The organism is Rugamonas sp. FW305-51, from assembly GCF_058786935.1.
Genome location: NZ_JBYSZG010000031.1, coordinates 31,506 through 57,879, shown reverse-complemented (window position 1 = coordinate 57,879; position 26,374 = coordinate 31,506). Strand labels below are relative to the sequence as shown.

Genomic DNA, 26,374 nt, shown 5'->3' with positions numbered 1-26,374 from the left:
CCATTTCAGGATGATTGGCAATCGTGCGCGCGGTTTTTCCTCAGGGTATGCCCCGTTAAGCCGCGGTGCCGGTCCTCGTTTTTGGCTCCGTTGTCTAATTGGGTCGAAACTGTGGCAATCCGGGCTAATGGCGTCCAAAATTTTCGAGCTGCAAAATTCTATAGACTGCAATCGACTCCGCAAAGCAACCCCGGGACCGAATTGGACTTTTTGCCGCCCCGGTTTAGACCGGTATGGAGAGTCAATGGCAATTTATAGCCTGCATAGTCTTTCGTCAGATCACGCTGGTTCGGCATGCTCCACCAGCAGCTGCACCTTGGTGACGCCGTTGTATTCGTTGGCATCGAGCCGGAACGCGACCCGGGCACGGTCGCCCAGCGCGTCCACGTGGCCGAACCAGATGGCGTCGTAGCGCGTGCCGTTCTTCTCCAGCAGCAGCTTGAGGTGGCGCTCCTTGAGGATGCGCTGGCTGACGACGCGGAATTCGTCGCAGAACACGGGTGGCGCAAAGCCCTGGCCCCATACCTGGCCATCCATCAGGGCGATGAAGTTGGTGGTGTAGCAGTCGTCCTCCAGCGGGCCGTCCGTTTCGATCACCCGTTCCAGCTGCTGCGCCGTGAGCCAGGCGCGGCCCACTTCCTCGAAGGCGGCCGAGAAGGCGTCGAACGCTTCGGCCCGGATGGTCAGGCCGGCCGCCATGGCGTGGCCGCCGAACTTGTCGATCAGGCTGGGCGCGCGTTTCGATACCAGGTCCAGCGCGTCGCGCAGGTGGAAGCCGGGGATGGATCGGCCGGAGCCCTTGAGCCAGCCGTCCGCGCCGGGCGCGAAGGTGATGGTGGGGCGGAAGAACTTCTCCTTCAGGCGCGAGGCCACGATGCCGATCACGCCCTGGTGCCAGCTGTCGTCGAACACGCTGATGGTGCTACTGTTGGCCGGCTCGAACTGGTCCAGGTGCAGCAGGGCCGCGTCCTGCATCTCGGCCTCGATTTCGCGCCGCTTCAGGTTGATGTCGTTGAGCTGCTGCGCCAGTTCCCAGGCGCGGCCCTCGTCGTCCGTGAGCAGGCATTCGATCCCCAGCGACATGTCCTCCAGCCGGCCGGCCGCGTTCAGGCGCGGGCCGAGCGCGAAGCCCAGGTCGAAGGGATTGGCGCTGCGCGGTTCGCGCCCCGCCACCCGGAACAGCGCCGCCACGCCCGCGTGCATGCGCCCCGCGCGCATGCGCTTGAGGCCCTGCGCCACCAGGATGCGGTTGTTCGGGTCCAGCCGCACCACGTCGGCCACGGTGCCCAGCGCCACCAGGTCCAGCAGGCTGTCGAGCTTGGGCTGGGTCTGGGCGTCGAACACGCCGCGCCGGCGCAGTTCCGCGCGCAGCGCCAGCAGCACGTAGAACACCACGCCCACGCCGGCCAGGTGCTTGCTGGGGAAGCCGCAGGCCGGCTGGTTGGGATTGACGATCACGCGCGCGTCGGGCAGCGTGTCCGCCGGCAGGTGGTGGTCGGTCACCACCACTTCGATGCCGCGCCGGTTCGCTTCGGCCACGCCGTCGATGCTGGCGATGCCGTTGTCCACGGTGATGATGATGTCGGGCTGCTTTTCGCGCGCCGTCAGGGCCACGATCTCCGGCGTGAGGCCGTAGCCGTATTCGAAGCGGTTGGGCACGATGAAGTCCACCTGTGCGCCCATGCTGCGCAGGCCGCGCAGGGCGGTGGCGCAGGCGGTGGCGCCGTCGCAATCGTAGTCGGCCACGATCACCATGCGCTTGCCGGCGGCGATGGCGTCGGCCAGGAACACGGCCGCCGCGTCCACATGCAGCAGGCCCGATGGCGGGATCATGGCCGCCAGTTCGCTCGACAGCTCCTTGATGTCGGTCAGGCCGCGCGCCGCATAGAGCCGGGCCAGCACGGGGTGAACCCCGCCCTGGCGCAGCATTTCGGAAGTGCGGAAGGAGCAGGGGCGGGTAGCGATGCGGGTCATGTCGATAACTTGTTCAGGGTGGGCTTGCGCCAGAATTTACGTTGCGCCAGTTTGCTGGTGGTGTAGGCGATACTGGTGTGGCGGTGGCTCAGCACCAGCGTGGCGCGCGTCACACGGCCGCTGTGCAGCGCCGCCAGCAAGGGCGCGAACCATTGCTGCTCCAGCTGCTGCATGGCGTCCAGCCAGGACGACCATTCGCCGGCGATGGCCGGTTCGATCAGCTGGCCCAGCACGGCCTGCGGACGCGGGCCGCCTTGCGCCAGCAGCATGTCGAACGTGGCATCGCGCAGCGCCGGTGGGCTGATGGCGCGCAGCCAGGGCTGGCCCGCGATCACGGCGGGGCCGGCGGCGGGCCGGCCGGCGGCGGCGCCACCCCACAGCCAGAACGAATTGACGGGCGGCAGACCGCGCGCCTGGCGTGCCTCGTTGACGGGGTGTTCGTACCACAGCATCTGGATTTCGTTCTGCAGCTTGCGGAAGGCGATGGCGTTGTCGCCCTCGGGCATCCAGTCGCTCAGGTTCATGCCGGTCACGCAGTCGGGGGAAGCGGTGCGCAGGTCTTGCCAGTCGTCGGCGCGCATGAACCAGGTGCCGGCGTCGCCGTACAGCAGCGGCTTGCCCAGTTCCTCGAAATAGGGCCGGGCCGACTCGTACAGGGCGCGGGCATCGGCGTCATCCAGCCGCAGCTGGCGCGGGTCGGCCAGCGTCAGGTGGGTGCGCGCCATCTGCACGTGGATAGGGTGGACAATGAACCAGTGGCCGTCGGCCTGCGCGGCGTCAAACCCGGCCAGCGCGGCGGCGGCCAGCGGGGCGCTCTGCTCGGCCGGCGCCGCGCCCGGTCCGGGCGGCGCGGTACGCTGTCCGGCTACCGTGGCGTCTTGCAGTCCCAGCGCGCGGGCCAGCCAGGCTTCGTAAGGGAGCGTGCGGGCGCCCGTGTCTGTCGTTTCCCGGCGCTCGGCGGCGGTGCGTGACAGCAGGGCGGCGAGGGCGGGCAGATCGAGGGCGCGCTGGAGGTCGGGAGCAAGTTCGGACGGGGGCAGGGCGAACGGCAAGGCGAGGGTAATCTGTGTCATGCGGCATTGTAACTTTATCCGTGCCCGTCCGGGAGAGCTGGCGCCCGCTCATCGTCGCCGTGCCATGCCACTTATCGTTAATTGAAATTATTAAATTGCAATCTTGTCCATGTAGTAATATCGATCATGCCGGACCAGTTCCGTCGAGCTACGCCATGCTGCTGGCCGGCGTGAGCCTGATGGACTTTGGCGGGCGCCAAAAGCGCGCCATCCACCCCATGACATGCTATTTATATGGCAAACTGCGGGCTCACAAACATTCCACCGTTTTGGGACTCCATGAGCATCATCCAGAAACTGCCGTTTGAGTGGCTGGTCGGCCTGCGCTACACGCGCGCCGGCAAGCGCAGCGGCCGCAATAGTTTTATCTCCTTTATCTCGCTTATCTCCATGGCCGGCATTGGCCTGGGCGTGGCGGCGCTGATCGTCGTACTGTCCGTAATGAACGGCTTCCAGAAGGAAGTGACGGACCGCATGCTGTCCGTATTGGCCCACGTCGAAATCTTCGATGCGCGCGGCTCCATGCCGGACTGGCAGTTCGAGGCCGCCGAGGCGCTGAAAAATCCGGAAGTCAAAGGGGCCGCGCCGTTCGTGGAAACGCAGGGCATGCTGGTGCGCGACGACGAGTTGCGTCCCGCCGTGATCCGCGGCGTGCTGCCGGAGCAGGAGCCAAGCGTGTCGGACGTGTCGCGCCAGGTCAAGCGCGGCAGCTTCGCGGCGCTGCAGCCGGGCGCCTACAACATCGTGCTGGGTATCGAACTGGCGCGCGCGCTGCATGTGGGCCTGGGCGAGAAGGTGACGCTGGCGCTGGCCCAGGGCCAGGCCACCCCGGCCGGCGTGCTGCCGCGTTTGCGTTCGTTTACGGTGGTAGGCATCTTCGAGGCCGGCCACAACGAGTTCGACTCCGGCCTGGCCTTCGTGCACCTGAACGATGCGGAAAAGCTGCTGCGCCTGGACGCCCCATCCGGCCTGCGCCTGCGCCTGGTGGACATGCACCGCGCGCCGCAGGTGGCGCAGGACCTCAAGCGCAGCATGCACAGTGACCTCATCATGCGCGACTGGTCCAAGCTGAATGCCAACTGGTTCGCTGCCGTACAGACGGAGAAGCGCATGATGTTCATCATCCTGACATTGATCATCGCGGTGGCCGCGTTCAACCTCGTCTCCACGCTGGTGATGACGGTGACGGACAAGCAGGCCGACATCGCCATCCTGCGCACACTGGGCGCCTCGCCGCGCTCGATCATGAAGATCTTCATGATCCAGGGTGCGCTGGTGGGCATACTGGGCACCGCCATCGGCGTGGCGCTGGGCGTGACGGTGGCGCTCAACGTGGACGTGATCGTGCCGTTTATCGAACATTTATTGGGAGTGCAGTTCTTGTCGAAGGATATTTATTACATCAGCACCGTGCCGTCGGACCTGCGCTGGCCAGACGTGAGCAAGATCGGCGGCGTGGCCGTGGTACTGGCATTTGTCGCCACGCTCTATCCAAGCTGGTGGGCCGCCCGCGTCAAACCTGCGGAGGCGCTGCGCTATGAGTAATCACGACATGCAGAATAGCGTTCCCGTGCTGTCCTGCCGCGGGCTGGGCAAGACCTTTACCCAGGGCGCCTACTCGGTGCAGGTACTGAACGGTATCGACATCGACGTGCGGCGCGGCGAACGGGTGGCCATCGTCGGCGCATCCGGCTCCGGCAAATCGACCCTGCTGCACCTGCTGGGCGGGCTCGATACGCCCACCCGCGGCAGCGTGACCCTGCAGGGCAAGGACTTCGCCAGCCTGAGCGAAAAGGCGCGCGGCGACCTGCGCAACCAGTCGCTGGGCTTCGTCTACCAGTTCCACCACCTGCTGCCCGAATTCACGGCGCTGGACAACGTGGCCATGCCGCTGATGATACGGCGCACCAAGCGCAGCGAGGCGATCAGCGCCGCGCAGCAGATCCTGACCCGGGTCAACCTGGCCAAGCGGGTGACGCACGTACCGGGCGAACTGTCCGGCGGCGAGCGCCAGCGCGTGGCCCTGGCGCGTGCGCTCGTCACGCAACCAGCCTGCGTGCTGGCCGACGAACCGACCGGCAATCTCGATCACGCCACGGCGCAGCAGATCTTTGACCTGATGCTGGAGCTGTCGCGCACCCTGGGCACGGCCTTCGTCATCGTCACGCACGACATAGAATTGGCCCGGCGCTGCGACCGCATCCTGCGCCTGACGGACGAGGGCTTGCAGCCAGCTGAGGAATAACCATGTGGATCGACACCCACTGCCACCTGGACGCGCACGAATTCGGCACCGAATCGGCCGCCGTGGCGGCGCGGGCGCGGGAGCAGGGTGTCGGCATGATCGTGATCCCGGCCGTGGAGCGGGCCAATTTCGATATCGTTGCGAGGCTGGCCGCCGAGGTGGACAACGCCTGCTACGCGCTGGGTATCCACCCGATCTACGTGCCCCACGCCAGCGAGGACGACTTGCGCTGCCTGCGCGAGCAGGTTGCGGCCAGCATCAACGACGGGCGCATGGTCGCCATCGGCGAGATCGGCCTGGACTTCTTCATCCCCATGCTGACCGAGCCGGCTATGCGGGAAAAGCAGGTCTTCTTCTTGCGTGAACAGCTGAAGATTGCCCGCGAATTCAACCTGCCGGTGCTGATGCATGTGCGCCGCTCGCAGGACGTGGTGCTTAAGCATGTGCGCCAGATCCGGCCCGCCGGCGGCATTGCACATGCCTTCAACGGCAGCATGCAGCAGGCGCAAGGCTATATCGACCTCGGTTTCAAACTGGGTTTTGGCGGCGCCATGACCTTCACCCGCGCCTTGCAGATACGCAGGCTCGCCGCCGAGCTGCCGCTGTCCGCCATCGTGCTGGAGACGGATGCGCCGGACATCTCGCCCAGCTGGATACATCCCGGCCGCAACGCCCCCGAACACCTGCCCCGCATCGGCGCCGTGCTGGCCGAGCTGCGCGGCATCGGCGTGGACGAGGCGGCAGCGGCCACCAGCGCCAATGCCCGCGCGGTGCTGCCGAGCATGCCGCTGTTCCCCTGACCGAGGCCTGAGCCGCCGTCCGGAACTTAGCGTTGTCTCCGCGGTCTAACAGGGAGACCACTAAGCGGAGTGAGCACATGGACATGCACGCCAGAGACTGCGGCGTTATGGCCGCCTGCGCGTTTGCCATCGCAACCGTCATGCAGCCGCTTGCCGCGCAGACGGCGCCATTCCAATGTGCGCCGGTGCTGCCCAGCGCTTCCAGGGCGCCGCCGTACTCGCGCGTGCCAGGCAAGGAGTTGTGCGAAGGTTACTTCGAACAGACCGTGTCGCAGCCGTTCATCGAATTGTTGTCGCTGACACGTCATCGGCCGGATGCGCCGCCGCTCGCCGCCGCCAAGGTCTTGCAAATCCGTGCCCGTGCCGACGCGCCACTGCAGTTGATTATCCGGCCGCTGCGTCCCAGCCCCTTCTATCGGGTCGATGGCAGGCTGGCGGCGGCCGGCGCGCTCGAGTGGAACGCCGCAACCATGCTGGCCAGTACCGGGCTGCGCCTGTCCGATCTCGGTTTTCTCGCCCGCGCGACGTCGTCCGATCCTGACACGCCTCTGTTGGCGCCGGTGTCGCTGTCGCTCGCCCCGGACGCTGGCGCCGTCGCTTATGCCGTGTTGCGCGTCTCGGTGCCGGTCGCCTCGATCGCGGCGCGCCAGTATCGCCCCGGCGCCGACGCCGGCAGTTGGCGCGAGTTGCCCGGCACCCCCTTGTTCGAATGGGACACAATCGTGCTGCCGATCGCGCTGGCTGGCGATGGCCCAGACCTGCGCGTCGACGTGCGCGCGCTCGGCACCGACGGCAGCCTGCTGCCGATGCTGCAATTCGCCGTCGCCGGCCATTGAAACGCCATGGCTGCCGACCACATCACCGGCTTGCGCAATCTGCGTGCCGACGTCGCGCGCCGTTTCGCGCAGCGCGCCGGTGAGCCGGATGCGCCGCTGCCGGAGCTGCGTGAAATGCAGGAACGCCTGTTGCTGCTCGACGCTGCGATTGCCGATCCGCGTGATGCCGGGCGCCGCCGCCGGCGCGCGACATGGCTCGCATTGGTCACCGTTGCGGCCGTGCTGTCCCTCGGAGCCCTGATACCGGTGCCGAGCGTGCCTTTCTCGCTCGAGGCCGAGGCCGACGGGTTGCGCCTGCACATGGCCACTGCCGGCGCGCTCGGTCCGCAGACGGTGCCGGGCGAGCTGCGGGTGGACGGTTACACGGCGCTGCAGTCGCCCGCCGCCGACTTGACGCGGCAGCCCGGCGCGCCTGCGGCCGGCAGGCTCACCGTCCGCGCCACCATGCTCAACCTGCGCCGCGTCAGCTATCCCTCCGGCGCCGACATCGAACTGGCCAGCGGAAGGGAGGCGGCGACCTTGACGCTCCACAGCCAGCGGGCGCCCGTGATGGCCGATCTCGAATTGTCGGGTCGCGCGACGGTCCGCTTTGGACCGGGCGACCAGGGCCGACAGGCCGATTATCCGTTCGCTGAGCGGCTGCGGGTGCTGGCGGCGGCGCCTATGGCCACGCCACCGCCACTCGTCCTCACGCTGGCGCGCCCGGGGCAGACCGAGTACGGCTGGGCCTCGCTGCGGCCGCAGGAGGTGCGTTTTGTCGAGCGCCGCCTCAATGAGGAGGGCACCGAGGCGGCGGTCCTTTCCAGCTTGCGCAAGGCGCACCTGGTTCTGCAGGCGAGCGCCGCCGAGGTCACGCTGGGCGAGGGCGACGACCTGGAATTGGGCGGGCTGGACCTGCGGCGATGCGATGTCACGCTGGGGCCGGTGGTCAGGGTGAGGATGGCGGGTACCGCGCGCAGCGTGCTCACACGCACCGGCCACTTCGAGCGTACGCTCAAACCCAGCCTGCTTGAATATGCGGCGCGCCACAAGACAGTTGCGTTGCTGTGGAGCGCGGCGCTCATGTTGTGGGGGATAGTGCAATGGCTGCAACGCCTTGCCGACGGCGGCGGGTAAAGCGGTCCGCGCTGCCGGCGCTGCTGCTGGCGCTGGCACCGCTTGCGTGCGGGCGCGCCACCACCTTCGATACCGGCCCCGAACTCGCCCAGCGGCTGCTGCAAAACCTGGTGCGGGTCGAGGCGCGCGACCTGGCCGAACACGGCTTCGGGCTGGTGGTTGGCGTTGACCGCGACGCTGTTTATATCGCGACCGCCCGGCACGTGGTGGCAAAGCCCGCGCTGGCAGGGCTGACAGACCCGGAGCGGCCCAGCCGCGAGATCGCTGTCAGCTTTTGCACGCTGCCGGGCGCGGCGCGCCAGCCCGCTTCCATGCTCGACAGCTTCGATGGCGCCAACGACGATCTGGCGTTGCTGCGGACTGCCCGTCCGTCCGCTTACACGCCGCAGCTGGACGTGCTGGCGCCCGCCGGCCACGATGGTGTCGGCAGCCAGGCCTGGCAGCTTGGCCGCGAATCGGACTGCGTGGTGGTACCCACCCCGGGCGTTATCGCCGGCCGGCCAGACGCGAGGCACACCATGCGGGCCGACCTGCACGGCGTGCTGGGTGGCACCTCGGGCGGGCCGCTGGTGAGCGGATACGGCATCGTCGGATTGATCAAGCGCTCCGATGACGAGGTGATCCGGGTGCATACCATCGCCGACCTGGCGGCGCGCGTGCTGGCGATGGCCGGGCCACCGTTCCAGCTTGGCGAGGCGAACAATATTCCCCCCGGCGATCCGCAGGCCGCGGTAGCCGACCTGACCGAAACGCTGAACGCTTATCTGTTCGCCGTACGCGACCTGAATGCGCTGCTGCGGCAGGAGATCGTGCCCAGGCCAACCTTTGCCCAGCTGGTGCAACGCTACAGCAGCGCGGTCGACCGTTTCAAGGCGGCGCGCGACAAGTACGATGGCACGCTGCAGCGCAACTGGCCCGCCGGCACGCTGCCGCAATGGCAGGCGCTGCGCGAGCGGCTGTGGCAGATTCACATGCAGTTCTTTGGCCTCAACGGGGCAAGCGCGACGACGATTACCCGGACCGAGCGTTCGCCGCCGCCGGTCCGGGAGCAAATGGCGGCGCTGGAGCCGGAGTTGGCGACCTTGCAGCGCGATATCGCCCGCTTCGCCGATGACTTGGGAAAAAGGAGAATCGATCATGGCGGTCTTTCACACTAGATGGTCGCGCCGGTGGGGGCCTCGCGTTGCCGGCATGCTGGCGGCGCTGGTGCTGCCAGCGCTACTGGTGAGCAGTTGCGCCGGCGGGGTAGGGGAGGCGTTGGTGGTGCCATTCATCACCTTCCAATTCGAGGGTGTCGTTACCGACGCTGGGAGCTCGCGTGAGCAGGTCCGGCTTAATCTCGTTTCGCCCGATGTTGCACAGGGCAAGACCCGGGGCGCCATCACGGCGACGCTGGCGGCCGGACAGCAGTTCCACAACGACGTGAGCGGCACCTACGTCGGCAACTCCATGCAACTCAGCGTGCCGGGCGCGGCGGCGCCGCTGTCGCCGGCGTACTCGGCGCAGTTTGTCGAACCCGACACGATCGTGATGACTCCCACCGCAGCTGGCTTGCCGGCCATTACCTTGTTGCGGGCAGATAACTCGTTCCGTCCGGTATTGCACGACAGTCGATGGACCGGCAAGGATGCCACCACTGGTCAAGTGTGGAAAGTCCACTTCGAGACCGATCCGCCATTCAGTGACGACGCGACCGAATTTCTCAAGGGCGACGATAGTCTGGGCGGCCAGGCGGCCAGGCGGGCACGGTCAGCGGCTACGCCGTAATGCGCCACATCGAGCTCGACGTTGTTCGCGGCACGCAAACGCGCCGGCTCTCCGGGCGCATGGGGCCGCCTGGGCAGACGCCGCCAGCCAATCCGCCGACGCCAGCGCAAGCGCAAACGATGACTTTTAGCGACGGCAGCACCTTGACGCGCGATGGAGGACAGCCTTAGATCTTGACCGAAACGCGGCCGGTTGAAATACGACGAAGTGGCTTTTTTGGCAAGTTCTGCGCGCCGCCGGCTGCGCTGTGCCGCTGTGCTCTGCGCCCGCACGGCGCACATTCGACATATTCACTGAGCGGCATCAACAGATGTCGCTGCCAGCACGCCGGTTTCACCTGCGCTTTGGCTACTATGTGCCGGATTGGCAGGGGGCCAGGCGGGCCGGAAACGGCGGGCGGAAGATGCGGACAGCAATCATGGGATTTGCGGCAGGCGTCGCCCTGTTGCAGATGCAGGCGGCCTTGCCGGATTGGCCGGCCATAGGTGCTGGGCTGTTGCTGGCGCTGGCCGCCATGCGCCTGCGCGATGGCTGGTTGCGCACGGTGCTGGTGTTGGCCTCGGGCCTGTTGCTGGGCTTTGGCTGGGCAGCCATGCAGGCCCGCGGCGCGCTGGCGGATCAGCTGGACAAGGCCGACGAAGGGCGCGACATTGCGCTGGTCGGCACCGTGGCCAATCTTCCCTTTCGGTTCCATGACGGCGTGCGTTTCAATTTCGCCGTGGAGCGGGTGGTTGGCGCGGCCATCCATGTGCCGGCCAACCTGTCGCTGGCCTGGTATGCACCCCGGCGCGGTGGGGCAGCGGGCGCGTTTGAAGGGGCTAGGCAGCAGGCGGATGGTATCACACAGCCGGTGGACAACGGCGCGTTCGGCGACGTCCAGCCGGGCGAGCGCTGGCAGCTGGCCGTGCGGTTGCAGCGACCGCACGGCAATGCCAATCCCTACGGTTTTGATTATGAAGTGTGGCTGCTGGAGCAGAACCTGCGCGCCACGGGCTACGTGCGGCCATCGGCGGCCAACCGACGGCTGGACAGTTTCGTCCCTGGCTTCGGGCATGTGGTGGAGCGCTGTCGTGCCGTGCTGCGCGACCGCATCCAGCGCGCCTTGCCGGGAAAGGAGTATGCCGGCGTGATCGTGGCGCTGGTGGTGGGCGACCAGCGCGGCATACCCCAATCGGACTGGCAGGTCTTCAACCGCACCGGCATCGGACACCTGATATCCATCTCGGGATTGCACATTACGATGGTGGCGGGACTGTTCGCGCTGGGCGTGTCCACCCTGTGGCGCCGCTCCTTCTTCACCAGCTGGCAGCTGCCGCTGATCCTGCCCGCACAAAAGGTGGCGGCGCTGGCCGGCGCGGCTGCGGCGCTGTTGTATGTGCTGCTGGCCGGGTTCGGCGTGCCCGCCCAGCGCACGTTGTACATGCTGACGGTGGTGGCCATCGCACTGTGGCTGGACCGGATCACCTGCGTATCCTACGTGCTGTGCGCCGCGCTCGGCGTGGTGGTGCTGCTCGATCCCTGGGCCGTGCTGTGGCCAGGTTTCTGGCTGTCGTTCGGCGCGGTGGCGGTGATCCTGTATGCGACGGTGGGCCGCACCGTCGTCCGCCCGCCGAAGGATGTGCCATTGCCGCGTCACCGGCGGCTGTGGGAGGCATTGCGGCTGGGCGCGCACACGCAGTACGCGGTGACACTGGGGCTGGTGCCCTTGTCCATGCTGCTGTTCGCGCAGGTATCGGTCGTCAGTCCGCTGGCCAATGCGGTGGCGATACCGCTGGTCAGTCTTGTCGTCGCACCGTTGTCGCTGGTGGGCAGCGTGCTGCCCATGCCGCTGGCGATACCCGTGCTGGGCCTGGCCCACCTTATCGTGCAGGTGCTGGCCGTCTGCCTGCAATGGTTCAGCGGCCTGCCTTTTGCCGTGTGGAGTGCGCCCACGCCGCCGCTCGGCCTGTTCTGCTGGGCGCTGTTCGGCACCGTCTGGATGCTGGCGCCGCGTGGCTGGCCCGTGCGTTGGCTGGGTCTGGCGACCTGGATACCGCTGCTGGCCGCCGCGCCTACGCATCCGCGCGAGGGCGCCATGCGCGTCACGGCGTTCGATGTGGGGCAGGGCATGGCGCTGCTGATCGAAACGAGCGGGCACCGGCTGCTGTACGACACCGGGCCGCTGTATTCGGACGTTTCCAACGGCGGCAACCGGGTCATACTGCCTTATTTGAGCGCGCGCGGTATCGCCGCGCTGGACGGCATGATCGTCACCCACAGCGACAGCGACCATTCCGGCGGGGCGTTGACGGTGCTCGCCGCGCTGCCGCTCGGCTGGGTGCTGTCGTCGCTGCCGACCGAACATGCCATCGTCCGCGCGGCCCATTCGCACCGGCACTGCGCGGCGGGGCAGGGCTGGACCTGGGATGGCGTGCGCTTCGAAATGCTGCATCCGCTGGCAGCCAGCTATGCCGAGGCCACGCTCAAGCCCAATGCGCGTGGCTGTACGTTGAAGATAACGGCCGGCGGCAAATCGTTGCTGCTGGCCGCCGATATCGAAGCGCAGCAGGAAGCGGCCTTGTTGCAGCGCGCGGGTGCCGGACTGGCCGCCGACGTGCTGCTGGCGCCGCACCACGGCAGCGGCACATCGTCCACGCCGGCATTCCTGCTGGCCGTCCATCCGCAACTGGCCTTGTTCCAGGTCGGCTATCGCAACCGCTACCATCATCCCAAGCCCGAGGTATATGCCCGTTACGCGACGATGGGCATACAGCGTTTGCGCACCGATGAATCGGGCGCCGTCATGCTGGAGTTCGACGAAGGCATACACGCGGACGCCTATCGCGCCGCCCACCAGCGCTACTGGTACGGGCGCTAGACGCCTGGCCGGGGCAAATTAGAGCCATTCCACCAACAGCCCTGCGGCACCTCCATTACAATAAAAACGATAGCCATCATACGGAGACCGCCTTGTACCGCAAGGCGTTAGCATAAAAACATGAGTAAGCCCCAGCTGCACTTCGCCCACGCCAATAGCTACCCGGCAGGCACCTACCGCCAGTTCTTTGAGCATCTTGGCAAGGAATTCGACATCCAGGCGCTCGACATGCACGCCCATAACCCGCTCTATCCGGTGACGGACTGCTGGGATGCGCTGGTGGACGAGTACATCGCCGAGTTGTCGGCCCGTTATCGCGAACCCGTCATTTTGCTGGGCCACTCGCTGGGCGGCATGCTCAGTCTCATGGTGGCCCACAAGCGCCCGGACCTGGTACGCTGCGTCGTCATGCTCGATTCGCCAGTGGTGGCCGGCTGGCGCGCGCTGTTCTGGCGCGTGATGAAGATGACCAAGGGTGCGGACAAGTATTCGCCGGCCAAATTCTCGGCCCGCCGCCGCTATGTGTGGCCGGACGCGGAAGCGGCCTACCAGCACTTCGTCAGCAAGGACCTGTTTGCGGCCTGGGCCCCAGGTGTGCTGCGCGACTACATGGAACACGGCTTGAAACCGCATCCGGAAGGGGTGCAGTTGCGCTTTACCCGCGAAATCGAGACGGCCGTCTACCGCAGCCTGCCGCACCACTTGGGGGCGATGATGCGGGGCCGCTTCCCGGTACCCATCGGTTTCATCGGCGGCACCGATTCGTGGGAAACGAGCCAGTCGGGCCTCGATCACACCCAGGCGCTGGTGGGCGAGCATTTCAAGCTGCTGCCGGGAGGCCACCTGTTCCCCATGGAGTCGCCCAAGCTGGCGGCCGAAGCCACGTCCGGCATGATCAAGGCGCTGTTGGCCGATGGACGCCATGCCCGCGGCCCTAAAAGGCAGCCGGCGCAGGTTTGAGGCCATTAAATCTTCAGGTCGGCGGTCGTTTCGCGTAAAATCGCGTGCAAAGCGCCGCGCCGCCGCGTGCGGAGCAGCCGTTCCCACTTTTGAGGTACCTTTGCAATGACGATTAAAAGCGATAAATGGATACGCCGGATGGCGGAGCAGCACAACATGATCGAGCCCTTCGAGCCCGGCCAGGTGCGCATGCAGGACGGCCGCAAGGTGATCTCCTACGGTACTTCGTCGTACGGCTACGACATCCGCTGCGCCGACGAATTCAAGATTTTCACCAATATCAACAGCACCATCGTCGATCCGAAGAACTTCGATTCGAACTCCTTCGTCGACGTCAAGAGCGACGTCTGCATCATTCCGCCCAATTCGTTCGCGCTGGCCCGTACCATCGAATACTTCCGTATTCCGCGCAATGTGCTGACGGTCTGCCTGGGTAAATCGACCTATGCCCGCTGCGGCATCATCGTCAACGTCACCCCGTTCGAGCCGGAGTGGGAAGGCTACGTCACGCTGGAATTCTCCAATACCACGCCGCTGCCGGCCAAGATCTACGCCGGCGAAGGCTGCGCCCAGGTGCTGTTCTTCGAAAGCGACGAAGTGTGCGAAACGTCGTACAAGGACCGTAACGGCAAATACCAGGGCCAGCACGGCGTGACCCTGCCAAAAGCGTAACGCCAGGTCGGGGCCAGGCCCCGACGTTCCGACGTTCCAGGCCCCGACGTTCCACGTCCAGGCCCCGCATCCCGGGTTTCCGGCGCCGGCATCTCCCGGCACCCGGCACGTGGACTTACTGCGCGGCGCTGACGGGAAACAGCACCCTTACACCTAATCCACGGCCATCGAGTCCCTCGCCCAGCTGCACGCTGGCGCCGTGGGCGTCGGCCACGCGCCGCACGATGGATAGTCCCAATCCGCTGCCCGGCTGGTTCGCGTCTGCCAGGCGGAAGAAGCGGTCGAATACCCGCTCGCGCATCGCGGGCGGGATGCCCGGGCCGGTATCGGCCACTTCCAGGCAGACCTGTTCCCCCTCGCGCCGGCACGACAGCCGCACCACACCCGGTTGCGGCGTGTAGCGCATGGCGTTGTCGCATAAATTCCGCAACAGGATCAATATGCTGTCCGGGTCCAGCCGGCATGGCGCCGGGGACAGTTCCGCCTCAAAACGCAAACCCTGCCGGCGGGCCTGTTCCTGCAGTGCCGGCACCTGCGTGGCCAGCAGCTCGCCCAGGTCCCGGTTTTGCAGGGCTGGATGGGCGCCCGTCTGCGGCTCCAGGCGCGACAACGTCATCAGCTGGTCCACCAGGCGGCTGGCGCGATCGACACTCGTCCCCAGGGCGGCCAGGAATTCGTTGCGCTCGGCGTCGTTGCGGGCGCGTTGGATCACCTGCAGGTTGGTCTTGATGGCGGCCAGCGGCGTACGCAGTTCATGCGCCGCATCGGCCGTGAAGCGCTGTTCGTGTTCCAGCGTCAGGCGTACCCGCTCGAACAGTTGGTTGATGGCGCGCAGCAGCGGCTGCACTTCCATCGGCGCGTCCTCCACGCTCACTTCGCGCAGCTCGTTCGGGTTGCGTTCCGCCACTTCGCCAGCGCTGCGCTGCAGCGCGCCGAATACCCGGTTGATGCTCCACCAGATGGCGCCGGCCAGCAGCGGCACCGCCAACAAGGCGTAGGCGGCAATGCGGTGCGCGAAATGGTCGCTGATCTCCTGCCGGTGGCTGGCCGGTTCGGCCAGCTGGATCTGCAGCCTGCCCTTGCCGTCCCAGGTGGTGTAGGTGCGCCAGTGGCGGGTGGCGATGGTAGCCCATCCTAGCCCGTCGGCGCGGGCGAACGGCGTCTGCGGCGCGGCGGCGCTTTTGTACAGCAGATGGCCGGTGCTGTCCCACAGCTGGAAGATCAGGTATTCGCCATGCAGCAGGTCGTCATGTTCGTCCAGCGCCGTGGCGTCCACGCCCTGGCGTTCCTCCACCTCGTGGGAGGCCAGCGTCAGAAGCAGGTGGGCCGTCTCCGTCAGCGACTGGTCGAACAGCTCCTGGCTTTCCCGGTCCGCTTCCAGATAGACGGTGAAGGCGCTCACGGCCCAGACGGCGCAGGTGAGGCTGAGCAGCACCGTCAGCAACGTGCGCCGCAGGGACCAGCTGCGCGCCGGCGCGGCCGGATTCATAGCGCCGGGCCGGCCGGCGCCGGATCTATCGTATAGCCTACCGCATGCACGGTGCGTATCAGTTCCTTGCCCAGCTTGCGGCGCAGGTGGTGGATGTGGACCTGGATCGCATTGCTCTCCACTTCCTCGCCCCAGCTGTACAGGGTTTCTTCCAGCTGCTCCCGGCTCAGCACCCGGCCCCGGTTCTCCACCAGCATCAGCAGGATGCCGTATTCCTTGTTCGTCAGCGGCACCGGCTGGCCGGCGTTGCGCACCTGGCGCGCGGCCGTGTCGATCTCCAGCGCGCCATGGGTCAGCAGCTCGTGCGTGCGCCCGGCCACGCGGCGGCTGGCGGCGCGGATGCGGGCCGCCAGCTCGTCCAGGTCGAACGGTTTGATGATGAAATCGTCCGCACCGCTGTCCAGGCCCGCAATACGGTCGGGCACCTGGTCACGCGCCGTCACGATCAGGATGGCGCCCGCATAGCCGTTCCCGCGCAGGCTGCGCAGCACCTGCATGCCGTCCATCTGCGGCAAGCCCAGATCCAGCAGCACGCAGTCGTAATGGTGCAGGCGGGCGGCCGTCAGGGCGCTTTCGGCCGTCTGCACCCAGTCGACCGCGTAGCCCGACTGGTCCAGCCCGATCTGGGTGGCCCGGCCCAGCTGGGGATCATCCTCGACCAACAATATGCGCATGGTGTCCTTTCTGCTCCTTACATGATTTGCCGGCCGGACGTGCCGGCCGTCCGCTGATTAACATGATCCCATGGTAGGGCGCAGTTGTTAAGAAGCTCTTAACAAGTTTCGCCCACTATCCGCAGCATTCACCACAAATCCACGGGCTGTCATGAATTCCATACCTCTCCACGCTGTTGCCAGCGCCCCCCGGCGCGCACGACTCCTGTTGCTGGCTTGTGCGCTGGCGTCCGCCACCTACTCCCCCGGGGCGCAGGCGGCGCCAGAAGAAATCATCAAGCTGGATGCGGCGCAGCAGCGCAATGCCGGCATCCAGACCGTGGCCGCCGGTACGGCGCCGGCACAGGAAGGCGGTGGGACGGGCCAGCAGCTTTCCGGCACGGTAGTGGCGGCGCCCGAGGGCACGGCGGTTCTCAGCAGCATGGTGGGCGGCGTAGTGCAGCAGCTGCACGTAGGGCCGCTGCAGGCGGTGCGGGCCAATACGCCCGTGGTGACCTTGTTCAGTCAACAGCTGGTGGAGTGGCAGCGCGACTATCTGCAGCTGGCCACACTATCGACCCTGGCGCAGCAAAAACTGGCCCGCGACGAGGCTTTGTTCGCGGACGGCGTGATCGCCCGCTCGCGGCTGGAAGACAGCCGGGGAGCGGCCCTGCAGGCATCCGTCATGGCCAGCGAGCGGCGCCAGGCGCTGCGCGCGGCCGGCATGGGGCAGGCGCAGTTGCAGCGGCTGCTGGCCAGCCAGGCCATGTCGCCGGTGCTGACAGTGACGGCCGGCGCGGCTGGCACCCTGCTGGAATTGCCGCTGTCGCCCGGCCAACGGGTGGAGGCCGGCACGCCGTTGGCCCGCATCGCCAAGTCCGGCGCGCTGTGGCTGGAACTGCAGGCCACGCCCCAGCTGGCGGCGCAGCTGCGGGTGGGCGAGGCCGTGCAGGTGGCGGGTTGCGGCACGGCGCGGGTGCAAGCGTTGTCGCCGCAGCTGAGCGCAGGCAACCAGAGCGTCCAGGTGCGCGCGCGCATGGAGCGTGACGACGGCTGTCTGAAACTGAACCAGTTTGTGCAGGCGTCGGTGGCGCTCCGCACGGCGGGCGGCGTGCTGCTGCCGGCGGCGGCCCTGGTGCAGCGTGGTGCGGCCAGCTATGTCTTCGTGCAGCGCCCGGCGGGATACGCGGCGGTGCCGGTGACGACGTCGCCGGCAGGCGCGGGCGCGCTGTGGGTCAAGGGCGCGGTGCCGGCCGGTAGCCAGGTCGCCGTGCGCGGCGTGGCCGCCATCAAGGGGGCCTGGCTGGGCCTGGGCGCGGAAGGGGGCAAGTGATGCTGGAACGCCTGATCGCATTCGCACTGTCGCAGCGCCTGCTGATGCTGGTGCTGACGCTGATGCTGACAGCCGCCGGCGTGCAGGCCCTGCGCGGCTTGCCGATCGATGCCTTTCCCGATGTCTCGGGCACGCAGGTCAAAATCATCATGAAGGCGCCCGGCATGACGCCGGAGGAAGTGGAGGCGCGCATCGTGGCGCCGATCGAGCAGGAATTGCTGGGCATTCCGCGCCAGGCCATGCTGCGTTCGCAGTCCAAGTACGCCATCGCCGACATTACGCTGGACTTCCAGGACGGCACCGATGTGTTCTGGGCCCGCCAGCAGGTCAGCGAACGGCTGTCCGGCGTGCTCAAGGACCTGCCGGCCAACGTCAGCGGCGGACTGGCGCCCATTACGACGCCGCTGGGCGAAGTGTTCATGTTCACCATCGAAGGCCCGCTGTCGCTGGCGGAAAAGCGTACGCTGCTCGACTGGACCATTCGGCCGCAGTTGCGCAGCATCGCCGGCGTGGCCGAAGTCAATACGCTGGGCGGCATGGTCCGCAGCTTCGAAGTGGTGCCGGATTTGACGGCCCTGGCCGCACGCCGCCTGTCGCTGGCGCAGCTGCAGGCCGCGCTGGAAAACAACAACCGCAACGACGGCGCCGGCCGCCTGGCGGCGGCGGAAGAATCGCTGCTGGTACGCAGCGACGGCAATATCCGCACCCTCGACGACGTGCGCGCCATCAGCGTGGCGTCCCATCAGGGCATGGCGGTGCGGGTGGGCGAGGTCGCCACGGTCCGCATCGGCCAGCTGACGCGCTATGGCAGCGTGACCGAGAACGGCAAGGGTGAGGCGGTGGAAGCGCTGGTGCTGGCCATGCGCGGCGCCAATGCCCAGCAGGTGGTCAATGAGGTGCGCGCCAAGCTGGCAGCGCTGGGCAAGACGCTGCCAGCCGGGACCAGCATCAAGACCTTCTACGACCGCGGCAACCTGGTGGAGCGTGCCGTGGGTACCGTGACCTCCGCGCTGGGCGAAGCGACCGTGCTGGTGGTGCTGCTGTTGTACGTATTCCTTGGCAACCTGCGCTCGGCCCTGGTGGTGGCTTGCATCCTGCCGCTGGCCGCGCTGGGCACCTTCGTTCTGATGCAGGCATTCGGCCTGAGTGCCAACCTGATGTCGCTGGGTGGCCTGGCCATCGCCATCGGCATGCTGGTCGACGCGGCCGTGGTGGTGGTCGAGAATATCGAGGCGCACAGCGGTGGGGAAGGGCCGAAGCTGGCGCGGCTGCACGTGATCTACCGTGCCGTGCGCGAAGTGGCCTTGCCCGTCACGGCCGGCATGCTGGTCATCATGATCGTGTTCCTGCCGTTGCTGTCCTTGCAGGGCCTGGAGGGCAAGCTGTTCGTGCCGGTGGCGTTGACCATCATTTTCGCGCTGGCGGCGTCGCTGCTGCTGTCGCTGACGGTGATCCCGGTACTGGCTTCGCTGCTGCTGAAGGAGCACCATGCCCCGGCGCCGCGGCTGGTACAGTGGCTCGAACGCCAATACCGGCGGCTGCTGACCGGCGCGTTGGGCCAGGGCCGCAAGGTGGCGATAGGTGCCGTGGCGGCACTGGTGCTGGCGGGCGGGTTGTTCCCGTTCATCGGCAAGTCCTTCATGCCCACGCTGGACGAGGGCGACATCATCATGCAGATCGAAAAACTGCCGTCTGTGAACCTGGCGGAGTCGGCACGGCTGGATATGGCGATCCAGCAGCGCATCCTGGCCCAGGTGCCGGAGGTGTCGCGCATCGTGGCCCGCCTTGGTTCCGACGAACTGGGGCTCGATCCCATGGGCCTGAACGAGACGGACAGCTTCCTCGTGCTCAAGCCGCGCGCCCAATGGCGCAGTCCCGACAAGGAGGTGCTGGTCGACCGCTTGCGGGCCGCCACGGCCGGTTTCCCCGGCCTGAACATCAGCTTTACGCAGCCGATCGAGATGCGCACCTCGGAAATGCTGTCCGGCGTGCGGGGCGACCTGGCCGTGAAGATCTACGGGCCGGACCTGAAGCGGCTGGGCGAACTGGCCGATGCGGTGGTAGCGGCAGTGCAGGCCATACCGGGCAGCGAGGACGTACTGACGGTGAAGAACAGCGGAGTCCAGTATCTGCAGGTGGAATTGGACCGCAGCGCGGTGGGGCGTTTTGGCCTGAACGGCGAGCAGGTGCAGAACGACTTGCGCACGCTGGTTGAGGGCCGCACGGTGGGCGTGGTGGTGGAGCAGGGCCGCCGCCTGCCATTGCTGCTGCGGGGCGACGACCAGTTGCAGCGCTCGCCCGATCTGTTCCAGCAAGTGCGCCTGCCGCAGGAAGGTGCCGATGCACTGCCGCTGAGCCAACTGGCCGCGCTGCGCATGGTGGACGGTCCCGTCAAGGTGGAGCGCGAGAACGCGGCGCGCATGGTGGTGGTGCGCGCCAATGTGCGGGGGCGCGACCTGGTTGGTTTTGTCGATGAGGCCAAGGCCAGGGTGGCGCGCCAGGTCCCGCTGCCGCCGGGCTATCACATGGCCTGGGGCGGCCAGTTCGAGAACCAGCAGCGGGCGGCCGCCCGCCTGGGCATGGTGGTGCCGGTGGCGCTGGCGCTGATCTTCCTGCTGCTGTTCGCCACGCTGCACAGTGTGCGCCAGGCGCTGCTGGTGTTCGTCAACATCCCGTTCGCGCTGGTGGGCGGCGTGCTGGCGCTGGCCGTCACGGGGCAGTACCTGTCCGTTCCGGCCTCCGTCGGCTTCATCGCCCTGATGGGCATCGCCGTGCTCAACGGGCTGGTGATGATCACCTGCTTCAACCAACTGCTGGCGCGTGGCATGCCGCTGGCCGAGGTGGTGATGGAAGGCGCATTACGGCGCTTGCGGCCGGTGCTGATGACGGCCTGTATCACCGGCTTCGGCCTGGTGCCGCTGCTGCTGGCCAGCGGCCCGGGCTCGGAAATCCAGAAGCCGCTGGCTATTGTCGTCACGGGCGGTCTGCTGAGCGCGACCTCGCTGACGCTGATCCTGTTGCCTCTGCTGTTCCGCCGCTTTGGCGTGGCACGGCGTGGCTGAAAGAGAGAGAGCATTCATGAATACCGCGACAAATTATGAGGCCATGCTGACGCTGGCCATCCCCGGCGCGCTGGAAGGCGATGTGCTGGACTTCCTGCTGCTCCACCCCGAACACGCGCCCGGCTTCTCCGTGGTCGATGCGCACGGCATGGGGCAGGGGGCCACCCTGCACACCACGCTGGAACAGGTGCAGGGACGTTGCCGCCGCAAGCTGGTGTATGTGGTGGGCAGCGTGGCCGGGTTGCAAACCCTGGTGCAGGCGCTGGCGCAGGAGTTGCGCAATGCCGAAGTGGCTTGGTGGCTTACTCCGGTGCTGGGTTTTGGGAGGCTGGCATGAAAACCATTGCAGCATTTTCGATCTGTGCACTGCTGGCCGGCGCGCCGGCGCTGGCCCAGCAGGCGAACGAGCCGGGGCTGGCGTTGCTGCCGGCCGAACCGGTGGTGCGGCAAGTGCTGGCCGCCATGCCGCAATTGCGCGAAGTGGCATTGCAGGGGGAGCTGGCGCAAGCGAACAAGACGGCGCTGGAAGCGGGGCGCCATGAATGGACCGTACGCGCGGGCGCCAGCACGCGCACCGAGCTGGCCGGCCCCACCTGGCGCGAGCAGGAGCTGGCGCTGGAGCGGCCCTTGCGCTGGTTCGGCAAGGCGGCGCAGGATGCGGCCATTGGCGCGACGGGCGTCGCCGTGGCGCAGGCCGCCCATGAGGATGCCTGGCATGAAGCCGGGCGTGCCCTGCTGGGGGATTGGTTCGCGGCGCTGCGCGAAAGCGTGGCGGTGGCACGGCTGGAAGAGCAGCACGCGCTGGCCGGACAGTTGTTGCGCGTGGCCGTACAGCGCGTGAAGGCCGGCGACGGCGCCGCGCTCGAGCAGCTGCAGGCGGAAACGGAACAGTCCCGGGTGGCGGCGCAACTGCAGCAGGCGCGCCAGCGTGGCGCGGTGGCGCAGCAGCTGCTGCGATCGAATTATCCCGGACTGCCGCTTGTGCCGGCGGCAAGCCTGCCGGTGCCGCCGGAACCGGATGGCACACCCGATAGCTGGATCGCCCGCATCGTCGGCCACAATCATGAGTTGGAACTGGCCGAGTCCGAGGCCCAGCTGGCGGCGCAACAGGCCCGCCGTACCGGCAGCGAACGCATGCCCGATCCCACCCTGAGCGTGCGCGCCAGCCGCGAGCGCGGAGGCCAGGAACGGGTGCTCGGCGTGATGTTGTCGATGCCATTGCCGGGCGCCGCCCGCAAGGCCGAAACCCGTGCCGCTTCCGCCAGGGCGGAACAGGCCAAGGAGCGGCTCGACATGGCGCGCATCCGCGTCGATGCGGCGGCGCGCCGGGTAGTGCTCGATGGCACCCACAGCCGGCAGATATGGCAGACCTTGCAGGGCATGGCGCAGCAGAGCGAACGCCAGGCCGCGCTGACGATGAAAGCCTATGCGGCCGGTGAGGTCAGCCTGAGCGAGGCCCTGCTGGCCCGCCGGCAGGCGCTGGAGGCGGCAATGGGGGCCCAGTCGGCCCAGCTGGATGCGCTGCAGGCCTACGCGCGCCTGAAGCTCGACGCCCATTTGCTGTGGGCTTTCGAGTGACGGAGCGCAGGGCGCATCCGGTCAGCCCGCGCCAGCCGTTCCGGCGGCGCGTTGCTGGGCCGCCGGCAGCACGATTTCCACGCACAGCCCACCCTCGGGCCGGTTGCTGGCCGTGATGGTGCCACCGTGCGCCTGCACCACGTGCTGGGCGATAGCCAGGCCCAGGCCATGGCCGTCGGTATCGTTGCGGGTATTGCTGGATCTGAAGAAGGGCTGGAAGATGGACGCCAGTTCTTCCGGCGCCACGCCCGGTCCGTTGTCGAGCACGCGGATGCACAGCTGGCGCGCCTGCGGGCGTGGCCGCAGCTGCAGCTGTACCACGCCGCCCTCCGGGCTGTGCTTGATGGCGTTGCGCACCACGTTCTCGATGGCGCGCGCCAGCAGGTCGGCCTGACCGGTCACCACCACGTCGGCCTCGCCGTCGCACGCCACGCTGCGCTGCTGGCTGGAGGCTTCGAAGCTGGCGTCGTCGGCGATCTGCTGCAGCAGGTCGGCCATGCTGATTTCTTCCTGCCCCGCACCCAGCGCGCCCGCTTCGAGGCGCGACAGCGTGAGCAGCTCGCCCACCAGCTTGTCCATGCGGACGCTCTCGCGCTCGATGCGCGCCATCGACGACGCCATCTTGTCCGGCTGTTGGTGCGCCAGGCCGATGGCCGCCTGCAGCCGCGCCAGCGGCGAGCGCAGTTCGTGCGATACGTCGTGCAGCAAGCGGGTCTGGCCATCGATCAGACTGCGCAGGCGCGCCGTCATGCGGTCGAAATCGCGTCCCAGGTCGTTCAATTCCGTGCCGCGCTTGCCCGACGCATCGACGAAGCGGGGCGCCAGGTCGCCGCCGGCTGCCGCTTCGAACGCGGCCCGCAGCGCCCGGATGGGACGGGAGAAATACCAGGCCAGCAGCACCGCGAACAGCAGGCTGGCCAGGATGGCCGCCACCATGGGAACGTAGGGAGCCAATGGCTGGAAGCGGGGCCCGTGGCCACCGGGCGGCGGCCCTGGCCGGGGTCCGGCGCCGTCGTCGCCGGGCGGCGGCATGCGAAATCCTCCGCCATCACCGGGCGGGGGCATGCGGTTCGCCAAGCTATCGCCGGCTGGGGAGATGCGGTTCGCTGTGCCTTCGAAGGCGGATCGTGCGCCGCCGCCGTGCGGCATCGGCGGCGGTCCGCCCGGCCCGTCGTTGGGATCGTGCCCTTGCGGATCGCCCCGGTGCGGCTCGCCCATGCGCGGCTCGCCCAGGCCGGCCAGCAGTTGGCCGGGGTAGCCGCCGTCCAGCCCGCGCAGGCGTTCGTGCGACGGCAGGAACAGCAGGTAGTGCTGGCCGGCGCTGTCGCGCACGTCGCGCACGGCGGGGCGCGCATCATCCTGCTTCAGCAATGTGCGCGCTTCGGCCACCATTGCCGGGTTCACCGTGCGTCCCAGCAGTTCCCGGCCCTGGGCGTCGACCGCATACACCCGGTGGTGATGCATGGCCGCCAGCAGGCCGTGCAGGGCCTTGGCGCCGCCGAATTCGAGCGTGGCGGCGGCCGAGCTGATGGCCATTTCGGCCGGCGGGCTGGTGTCGATGCCGGCGCCGGCGACGCGATCGGCGTTGCGGTTCTTGAGCCACACGGCGCCGCCTATGCCCACCGTGGCGGCCAGCTGGGCCAACAGGATCGAGAGGAAGAACTTCCAGAACAGGCGGCCCACAGCTTACTCCTTGATCAACTGGTAACCCTGGCGGTAGACGGTCTGCAGGCAGGAGCGGCCGTCGGCGATGGTGCCCAGTTTGTGCCGCAGGCTGCTCAGGTGCACGTCGATATTGCGGTCGAAGCGCGCCATGGGCCGGCCCAGGCCCTGTTCCGACAGCGTGTTCTTGCTGACTGGCCGCCCGGCATTGCGGGCCAGGACTTCGAGCAGGTTGAATTCGGTGCTGGTGAGCTGCAGCTTGACGCCGGCCCAGGCGGCGCGGCGCTGTTCCGGCCACATGGTCAGCTGGCCGACGGTGAGCGTGGCGGCCCCGCCGGCGTCGGCCGGCGCGCCCTGCGAGCGGCGCAGGATGGCGCGGATGCGGGCCGTCAGCTCGCGCGGCGTGCAGGGCTTGGCCACATAATCGTCGGCGCCCAGTTCCAGGCCGACGATGCGGTCCGTATCGTCGCCGCGCCCGGTCAGCATGAGGATAGGCAGCTGGCTGCTGGTGCGGATGCGACGCAGGGTTTCCAGGCCATTCATGCGCGGCATCATCACGTCCAGGATGGCGATCGCATAGGAACCCGTAAAGGCCTCGGCGGTGCCGGCTTCGCCGTCATGGACGGCCTTGACCTCAAAGCCTTCCTGCTCCAGGTATTCCTGGAACATGCCTATCAGTTCGATATCGTCATCTATCAGCAGTACTTTGCTCATTGCAGCGGCTATGGGGGCAGTGTGGATGCGGCCATCATAACAAAAGCGGCACCGGCGCCGGCCCGGATTTACGCGCTTTTACACCGGCGCGCGCCGGCTTCCGCGACCCGGTCTTTACACGGATTTACCTTGTCCTAACGGCGCTTTACACGCCGCAGCCAGAAAATGGCGGCTCCAAAGTTCAATCGAGGACCGCTAACATGAATATCAAAAAACCAAACTTGCATGGACTGCTGCTGGCCGCGATGCTGGCCCTGCCGCTGGTGGCCAACGCCGATATGGCCGCATTGGCCGATGGCGCTGGCGGCGCCGCTCCCGGATTCGGTCATCCGCCCGGTCCCGGGCTGGAAGATGGCCATCCGATGCGCGGCATGCCACCCGGGCCGGAAGCGATGCACGGCGGCGTTGCCATGCCCGGCATGATGCCGTTCGGCGCCCCCCACATGGGCGGCGAGCCGCCATTCCTGCGCGGCCTGGAGCTCAGCGAGGCGCAGCAGGACAAGGTGTTTGCCATCCTGCATGCACAGGAACCGTATCTGCGCGAGCAGGGCAAGGCTGCCGGCAAGGCCCATGCCGGCCTGCGTGAACTGGCGCATGCCGCGCAATACGACGACGCCAAGGCGGCCGCGCTGGCCCAGGCTGGAGCCCAGGCGATGGCCAACATCATGCTGCAGCACGTGCGTACCGAGCAGAAGCTGCTGGCACTGTTGACGCCCGAGCAGCGCAAGCAGCTGGCCGATGACCAGGCGCACCTGCCGCAAGCTCTGCACCCGCAACGCGCGCCGCGCCAATAACCGGGCGCCCCCCATTTCCCCACGTTTGCCCCCAACCTACGGAGAACAAGATGTCGATCAATGCCCTCAGTTCCAGCACTGCTGTCAGCCAGATGAGCTTCCTGAACAAAACCGGCGCCTCGTCCGGCGCCGGCGGTGGCAGCCCGGTGCAAGGCGGGCCGCCGCCCGGCGGCCGTCCCGATGGCGGCGGTTTTGTCGCCGCTATCGCCAACGCGCTCAAGGAAATCGGCGTGACCAGCGCCTCGGGCAGCACCACGTCGGGCACTGACGCATCGGGCACCACCTCGACCGACAGTGCAAGCACCACCGCGTCCAGCACCGACACCTCGTCTACCGACGGCAGCAACGTCGCGCAGGCGCTGGGCAGCTTCCTGCAAAGCCTGATGGGGGCATTGCACGCGCAGGGCAGCGCCAACGAGGATGGCCCGCCGCCCTATGGCGAAGGGCAGCAGGGGCAGGGCATGGGCGGGCCAGGTGGCGGCGGCGGTCCGGGCCGGCTCGCGTCGGATCTGCAAAGCCTGATCTCCAAGCTTGGCAGCGGGTCGTCCACCTCGTCCACCACCTCCACAACTGCCACCGGCGATACGGACGACACCACGTCGACCGACGCCACCACCGATCTGGAGAGCACCTTCAAGAATCTGCTCGACCAGCTGGGCGGAACCGGCAGCGCCAGTAGCACCGGCAGCACCGATAGCAACGACAAGCTGGCCAGCTTCCTGCAGGCGCTATCGAACAACCTGTCGGGCGCCGGCACCAGTGGCAACCTGATTAACACCACCGTTTAAG

The 26,374-nt window shown here is 67.5% G+C and carries 22 protein-coding genes; 16 read left to right on the top strand and 6 right to left on the bottom strand.

All coding sequences use genetic code 11. The features are described from left to right. Positions 1-279: 279 nt before the first annotated feature. Together recJ and AC3WOS_RS19710 are read right to left on the bottom strand one after the other, a co-directional pair. Positions 280-1,974 (bottom strand): single-stranded-DNA-specific exonuclease RecJ, encoded by a 1,695-nt coding sequence (gene recJ / locus AC3WOS_RS19715; RefSeq protein ID WP_492717804.1) that lies wholly within the window; start codon positions 1,972-1,974, stop codon positions 280-282. Next, positions 1,971-3,047: a hypothetical protein gene (locus AC3WOS_RS19710; protein ID WP_492717802.1), complete on the bottom strand. Its 1,077-nt coding sequence runs from the start codon at positions 3,045-3,047 to the stop codon at positions 1,971-1,973. The genes recJ and AC3WOS_RS19710 overlap by 4 nt, the downstream gene beginning before the upstream one ends. 279 nt (positions 3,048-3,326) lie before the next feature. Between AC3WOS_RS19710 and AC3WOS_RS19705 the strand changes: the two genes are divergently transcribed. From AC3WOS_RS19705 to dcd, 10 genes are all read left to right on the top strand, one after another. Further along, on the top strand, positions 3,327-4,592 hold the full coding sequence (locus AC3WOS_RS19705; protein ID WP_492717800.1) for a lipoprotein-releasing ABC transporter permease subunit: 1,266 nt from the start codon (positions 3,327-3,329) through the stop codon (positions 4,590-4,592). Between the two features lie 7 nt (positions 4,593-4,599). Continuing rightward, positions 4,600-5,292, top strand: coding sequence for a lipoprotein-releasing ABC transporter ATP-binding protein LolD (gene lolD, locus AC3WOS_RS19700; RefSeq protein WP_492717830.1), 693 nt, complete (start codon positions 4,600-4,602; stop codon positions 5,290-5,292). A gap of 2 nt (positions 5,293-5,294) precedes the next feature. Beyond that, a complete protein-coding gene (locus AC3WOS_RS19695; protein ID WP_492717799.1) occupies positions 5,295-6,092 on the top strand; it encodes a TatD family hydrolase in 798 nt (265 codons plus the stop codon). 77 nt (positions 6,093-6,169) lie between these two features. Then, positions 6,170-6,928, top strand: a complete 759-nt coding sequence (locus tag AC3WOS_RS19690) for a hypothetical protein (RefSeq protein WP_492717797.1) — start codon at positions 6,170-6,172, stop codon at positions 6,926-6,928. A 6-nt stretch (positions 6,929-6,934) separates the two neighbouring features. Continuing rightward, positions 6,935-8,044, top strand: coding sequence for a hypothetical protein (locus AC3WOS_RS19685; protein ID WP_492717795.1), 1,110 nt, complete (start codon positions 6,935-6,937; stop codon positions 8,042-8,044). After that, positions 8,011-9,201, top strand: coding sequence for a S1 family serine peptidase (locus AC3WOS_RS19680; RefSeq protein ID WP_492717793.1), 1,191 nt, complete (start codon positions 8,011-8,013; stop codon positions 9,199-9,201). Before AC3WOS_RS19685 ends, AC3WOS_RS19680 begins: the two co-directional genes overlap by 34 nt. Then, positions 9,182-9,811: a hypothetical protein gene (locus tag AC3WOS_RS19675; protein WP_492717791.1), complete on the top strand. Its 630-nt coding sequence runs from the start codon at positions 9,182-9,184 to the stop codon at positions 9,809-9,811. Before AC3WOS_RS19680 ends, AC3WOS_RS19675 begins: the two co-directional genes overlap by 20 nt. Positions 9,812-10,214: 403 nt before the next feature. After that, a complete protein-coding gene (locus tag AC3WOS_RS19670) occupies positions 10,215-12,668 on the top strand; it encodes a DNA internalization-related competence protein ComEC/Rec2 (RefSeq protein WP_492717789.1) in 2,454 nt (817 codons plus the stop codon). 120 nt (positions 12,669-12,788) lie between these two features. After that, positions 12,789-13,628 (top strand): alpha/beta hydrolase, encoded by an 840-nt coding sequence (locus tag AC3WOS_RS19665; protein ID WP_492717787.1) that lies wholly within the window; start codon positions 12,789-12,791, stop codon positions 13,626-13,628. Between the two features lie 105 nt (positions 13,629-13,733). Continuing rightward, positions 13,734-14,300, top strand: a complete 567-nt coding sequence (dcd, locus tag AC3WOS_RS19660) for a dCTP deaminase (protein WP_492717785.1) — start codon at positions 13,734-13,736, stop codon at positions 14,298-14,300. Positions 14,301-14,415: 115 nt separating this feature from the next. Here dcd and AC3WOS_RS19655 read toward each other — a convergent pair whose 3' ends face one another. Both AC3WOS_RS19655 and AC3WOS_RS19650 read right to left on the bottom strand, forming a co-directional pair. After that, a complete protein-coding gene (locus tag AC3WOS_RS19655; protein ID WP_492717783.1) occupies positions 14,416-15,789 on the bottom strand; it encodes an ATP-binding protein in 1,374 nt (457 codons plus the stop codon). Beyond that, positions 15,786-16,463, bottom strand: a complete 678-nt coding sequence (locus tag AC3WOS_RS19650) for a response regulator transcription factor (RefSeq protein ID WP_492717781.1) — start codon at positions 16,461-16,463, stop codon at positions 15,786-15,788. Before AC3WOS_RS19650 ends, AC3WOS_RS19655 begins: the two co-directional genes overlap by 4 nt. Before the next feature lie 208 nt (positions 16,464-16,671). Between AC3WOS_RS19650 and AC3WOS_RS19645 the strand changes: the two genes are divergently transcribed. Genes AC3WOS_RS19645 through AC3WOS_RS19630 form a run of 4 tightly spaced genes read left to right on the top strand, consistent with a single transcriptional unit; the run spans position 16,672 to position 22,415 of the window. Then, complete coding sequence (locus AC3WOS_RS19645; RefSeq protein WP_492717779.1) at positions 16,672-17,775, top strand: efflux RND transporter periplasmic adaptor subunit; 1,104 nt, start codon at positions 16,672-16,674, stop codon at positions 17,773-17,775. Beyond that, positions 17,775-20,837: an efflux RND transporter permease subunit gene (locus AC3WOS_RS19640; RefSeq protein ID WP_492717778.1), complete on the top strand. Its 3,063-nt coding sequence runs from the start codon at positions 17,775-17,777 to the stop codon at positions 20,835-20,837. Before AC3WOS_RS19645 ends, AC3WOS_RS19640 begins: the two co-directional genes overlap by 1 nt. Positions 20,838-20,853: 16 nt before the next feature. Then, entirely contained in the window at positions 20,854-21,174 is a 321-nt protein-coding gene (locus tag AC3WOS_RS19635) for a DUF3240 family protein (protein ID WP_492717777.1), read from the top strand. Next, entirely contained in the window at positions 21,171-22,415 is a 1,245-nt protein-coding gene (locus AC3WOS_RS19630) for a TolC family protein (RefSeq protein WP_492717776.1), read from the top strand. The genes AC3WOS_RS19635 and AC3WOS_RS19630 overlap by 4 nt, the downstream gene beginning before the upstream one ends. A gap of 21 nt (positions 22,416-22,436) precedes the next feature. On the opposite strand, the gene AC3WOS_RS19625 is transcribed toward AC3WOS_RS19630, so the two are convergent. Both AC3WOS_RS19625 and AC3WOS_RS19620 read right to left on the bottom strand, forming a co-directional pair. Next, positions 22,437-24,098, bottom strand: a complete 1,662-nt coding sequence (locus AC3WOS_RS19625) for a sensor histidine kinase (protein WP_492717774.1) — start codon at positions 24,096-24,098, stop codon at positions 22,437-22,439. Between the two features lie 3 nt (positions 24,099-24,101). Further along, positions 24,102-24,791, bottom strand: a complete 690-nt coding sequence (locus AC3WOS_RS19620; RefSeq protein ID WP_492717772.1) for a response regulator transcription factor — start codon at positions 24,789-24,791, stop codon at positions 24,102-24,104. Positions 24,792-24,991: 200 nt separating this feature from the next. Between AC3WOS_RS19620 and AC3WOS_RS19615 the strand changes: the two genes are divergently transcribed. After that, positions 24,992-25,585, top strand: a complete 594-nt coding sequence (locus AC3WOS_RS19615; protein ID WP_492717770.1) for a Spy/CpxP family protein refolding chaperone — start codon at positions 24,992-24,994, stop codon at positions 25,583-25,585. A 50-nt stretch (positions 25,586-25,635) separates the two neighbouring features. Beyond that, positions 25,636-26,373, top strand: a complete 738-nt coding sequence (locus AC3WOS_RS19610; RefSeq protein WP_492717768.1) for a hypothetical protein — start codon at positions 25,636-25,638, stop codon at positions 26,371-26,373. Position 26,374: the final 1 nt, after the last annotated feature.

Excerpts from the sequence above, each read along its gene's own strand:
- recJ (WP_492717804.1), bottom strand. The coding sequence starts at position 1,974 with ATGACCCGCATCGCTACCCGCCCCTGCTCCTTCCGCACTTCCGAAATG.
- AC3WOS_RS19710 (WP_492717802.1), bottom strand. The coding sequence starts at position 3,047 with ATGACACAGATTACCCTCGCCTTGCCGTTCGCCCTGCCCCCGTCCGAA.
- AC3WOS_RS19705 (WP_492717800.1), top strand. The coding sequence starts at position 3,327 with ATGAGCATCATCCAGAAACTGCCGTTTGAGTGGCTGGTCGGCCTGCGC.
- lolD (WP_492717830.1), top strand. The coding sequence starts at position 4,600 with ATGCAGAATAGCGTTCCCGTGCTGTCCTGCCGCGGGCTGGGCAAGACC.
- AC3WOS_RS19695 (WP_492717799.1), top strand. The coding sequence starts at position 5,295 with ATGTGGATCGACACCCACTGCCACCTGGACGCGCACGAATTCGGCACC.
- AC3WOS_RS19690 (WP_492717797.1), top strand. The coding sequence starts at position 6,170 with ATGGACATGCACGCCAGAGACTGCGGCGTTATGGCCGCCTGCGCGTTT.
- AC3WOS_RS19685 (WP_492717795.1), top strand. The coding sequence starts at position 6,935 with ATGGCTGCCGACCACATCACCGGCTTGCGCAATCTGCGTGCCGACGTC.
- AC3WOS_RS19680 (WP_492717793.1), top strand. The coding sequence starts at position 8,011 with ATGGCTGCAACGCCTTGCCGACGGCGGCGGGTAAAGCGGTCCGCGCTG.
- AC3WOS_RS19675 (WP_492717791.1), top strand. The coding sequence starts at position 9,182 with ATGGCGGTCTTTCACACTAGATGGTCGCGCCGGTGGGGGCCTCGCGTT.
- AC3WOS_RS19670 (WP_492717789.1), top strand. The coding sequence starts at position 10,215 with ATGCGGACAGCAATCATGGGATTTGCGGCAGGCGTCGCCCTGTTGCAG.
- AC3WOS_RS19665 (WP_492717787.1), top strand. The coding sequence starts at position 12,789 with ATGAGTAAGCCCCAGCTGCACTTCGCCCACGCCAATAGCTACCCGGCA.
- dcd (WP_492717785.1), top strand. The coding sequence starts at position 13,734 with ATGACGATTAAAAGCGATAAATGGATACGCCGGATGGCGGAGCAGCAC.
- AC3WOS_RS19655 (WP_492717783.1), bottom strand. The coding sequence starts at position 15,789 with ATGAATCCGGCCGCGCCGGCGCGCAGCTGGTCCCTGCGGCGCACGTTG.
- AC3WOS_RS19650 (WP_492717781.1), bottom strand. The coding sequence starts at position 16,463 with ATGCGCATATTGTTGGTCGAGGATGATCCCCAGCTGGGCCGGGCCACC.
- AC3WOS_RS19640 (WP_492717778.1), top strand. The coding sequence starts at position 17,775 with ATGCTGGAACGCCTGATCGCATTCGCACTGTCGCAGCGCCTGCTGATG.
- AC3WOS_RS19635 (WP_492717777.1), top strand. The coding sequence starts at position 20,854 with ATGAATACCGCGACAAATTATGAGGCCATGCTGACGCTGGCCATCCCC.
- AC3WOS_RS19630 (WP_492717776.1), top strand. The coding sequence starts at position 21,171 with ATGAAAACCATTGCAGCATTTTCGATCTGTGCACTGCTGGCCGGCGCG.
- AC3WOS_RS19620 (WP_492717772.1), bottom strand. The coding sequence starts at position 24,791 with ATGAGCAAAGTACTGCTGATAGATGACGATATCGAACTGATAGGCATG.
- AC3WOS_RS19615 (WP_492717770.1), top strand. The coding sequence starts at position 24,992 with ATGAATATCAAAAAACCAAACTTGCATGGACTGCTGCTGGCCGCGATG.
- AC3WOS_RS19610 (WP_492717768.1), top strand. The coding sequence starts at position 25,636 with ATGTCGATCAATGCCCTCAGTTCCAGCACTGCTGTCAGCCAGATGAGC.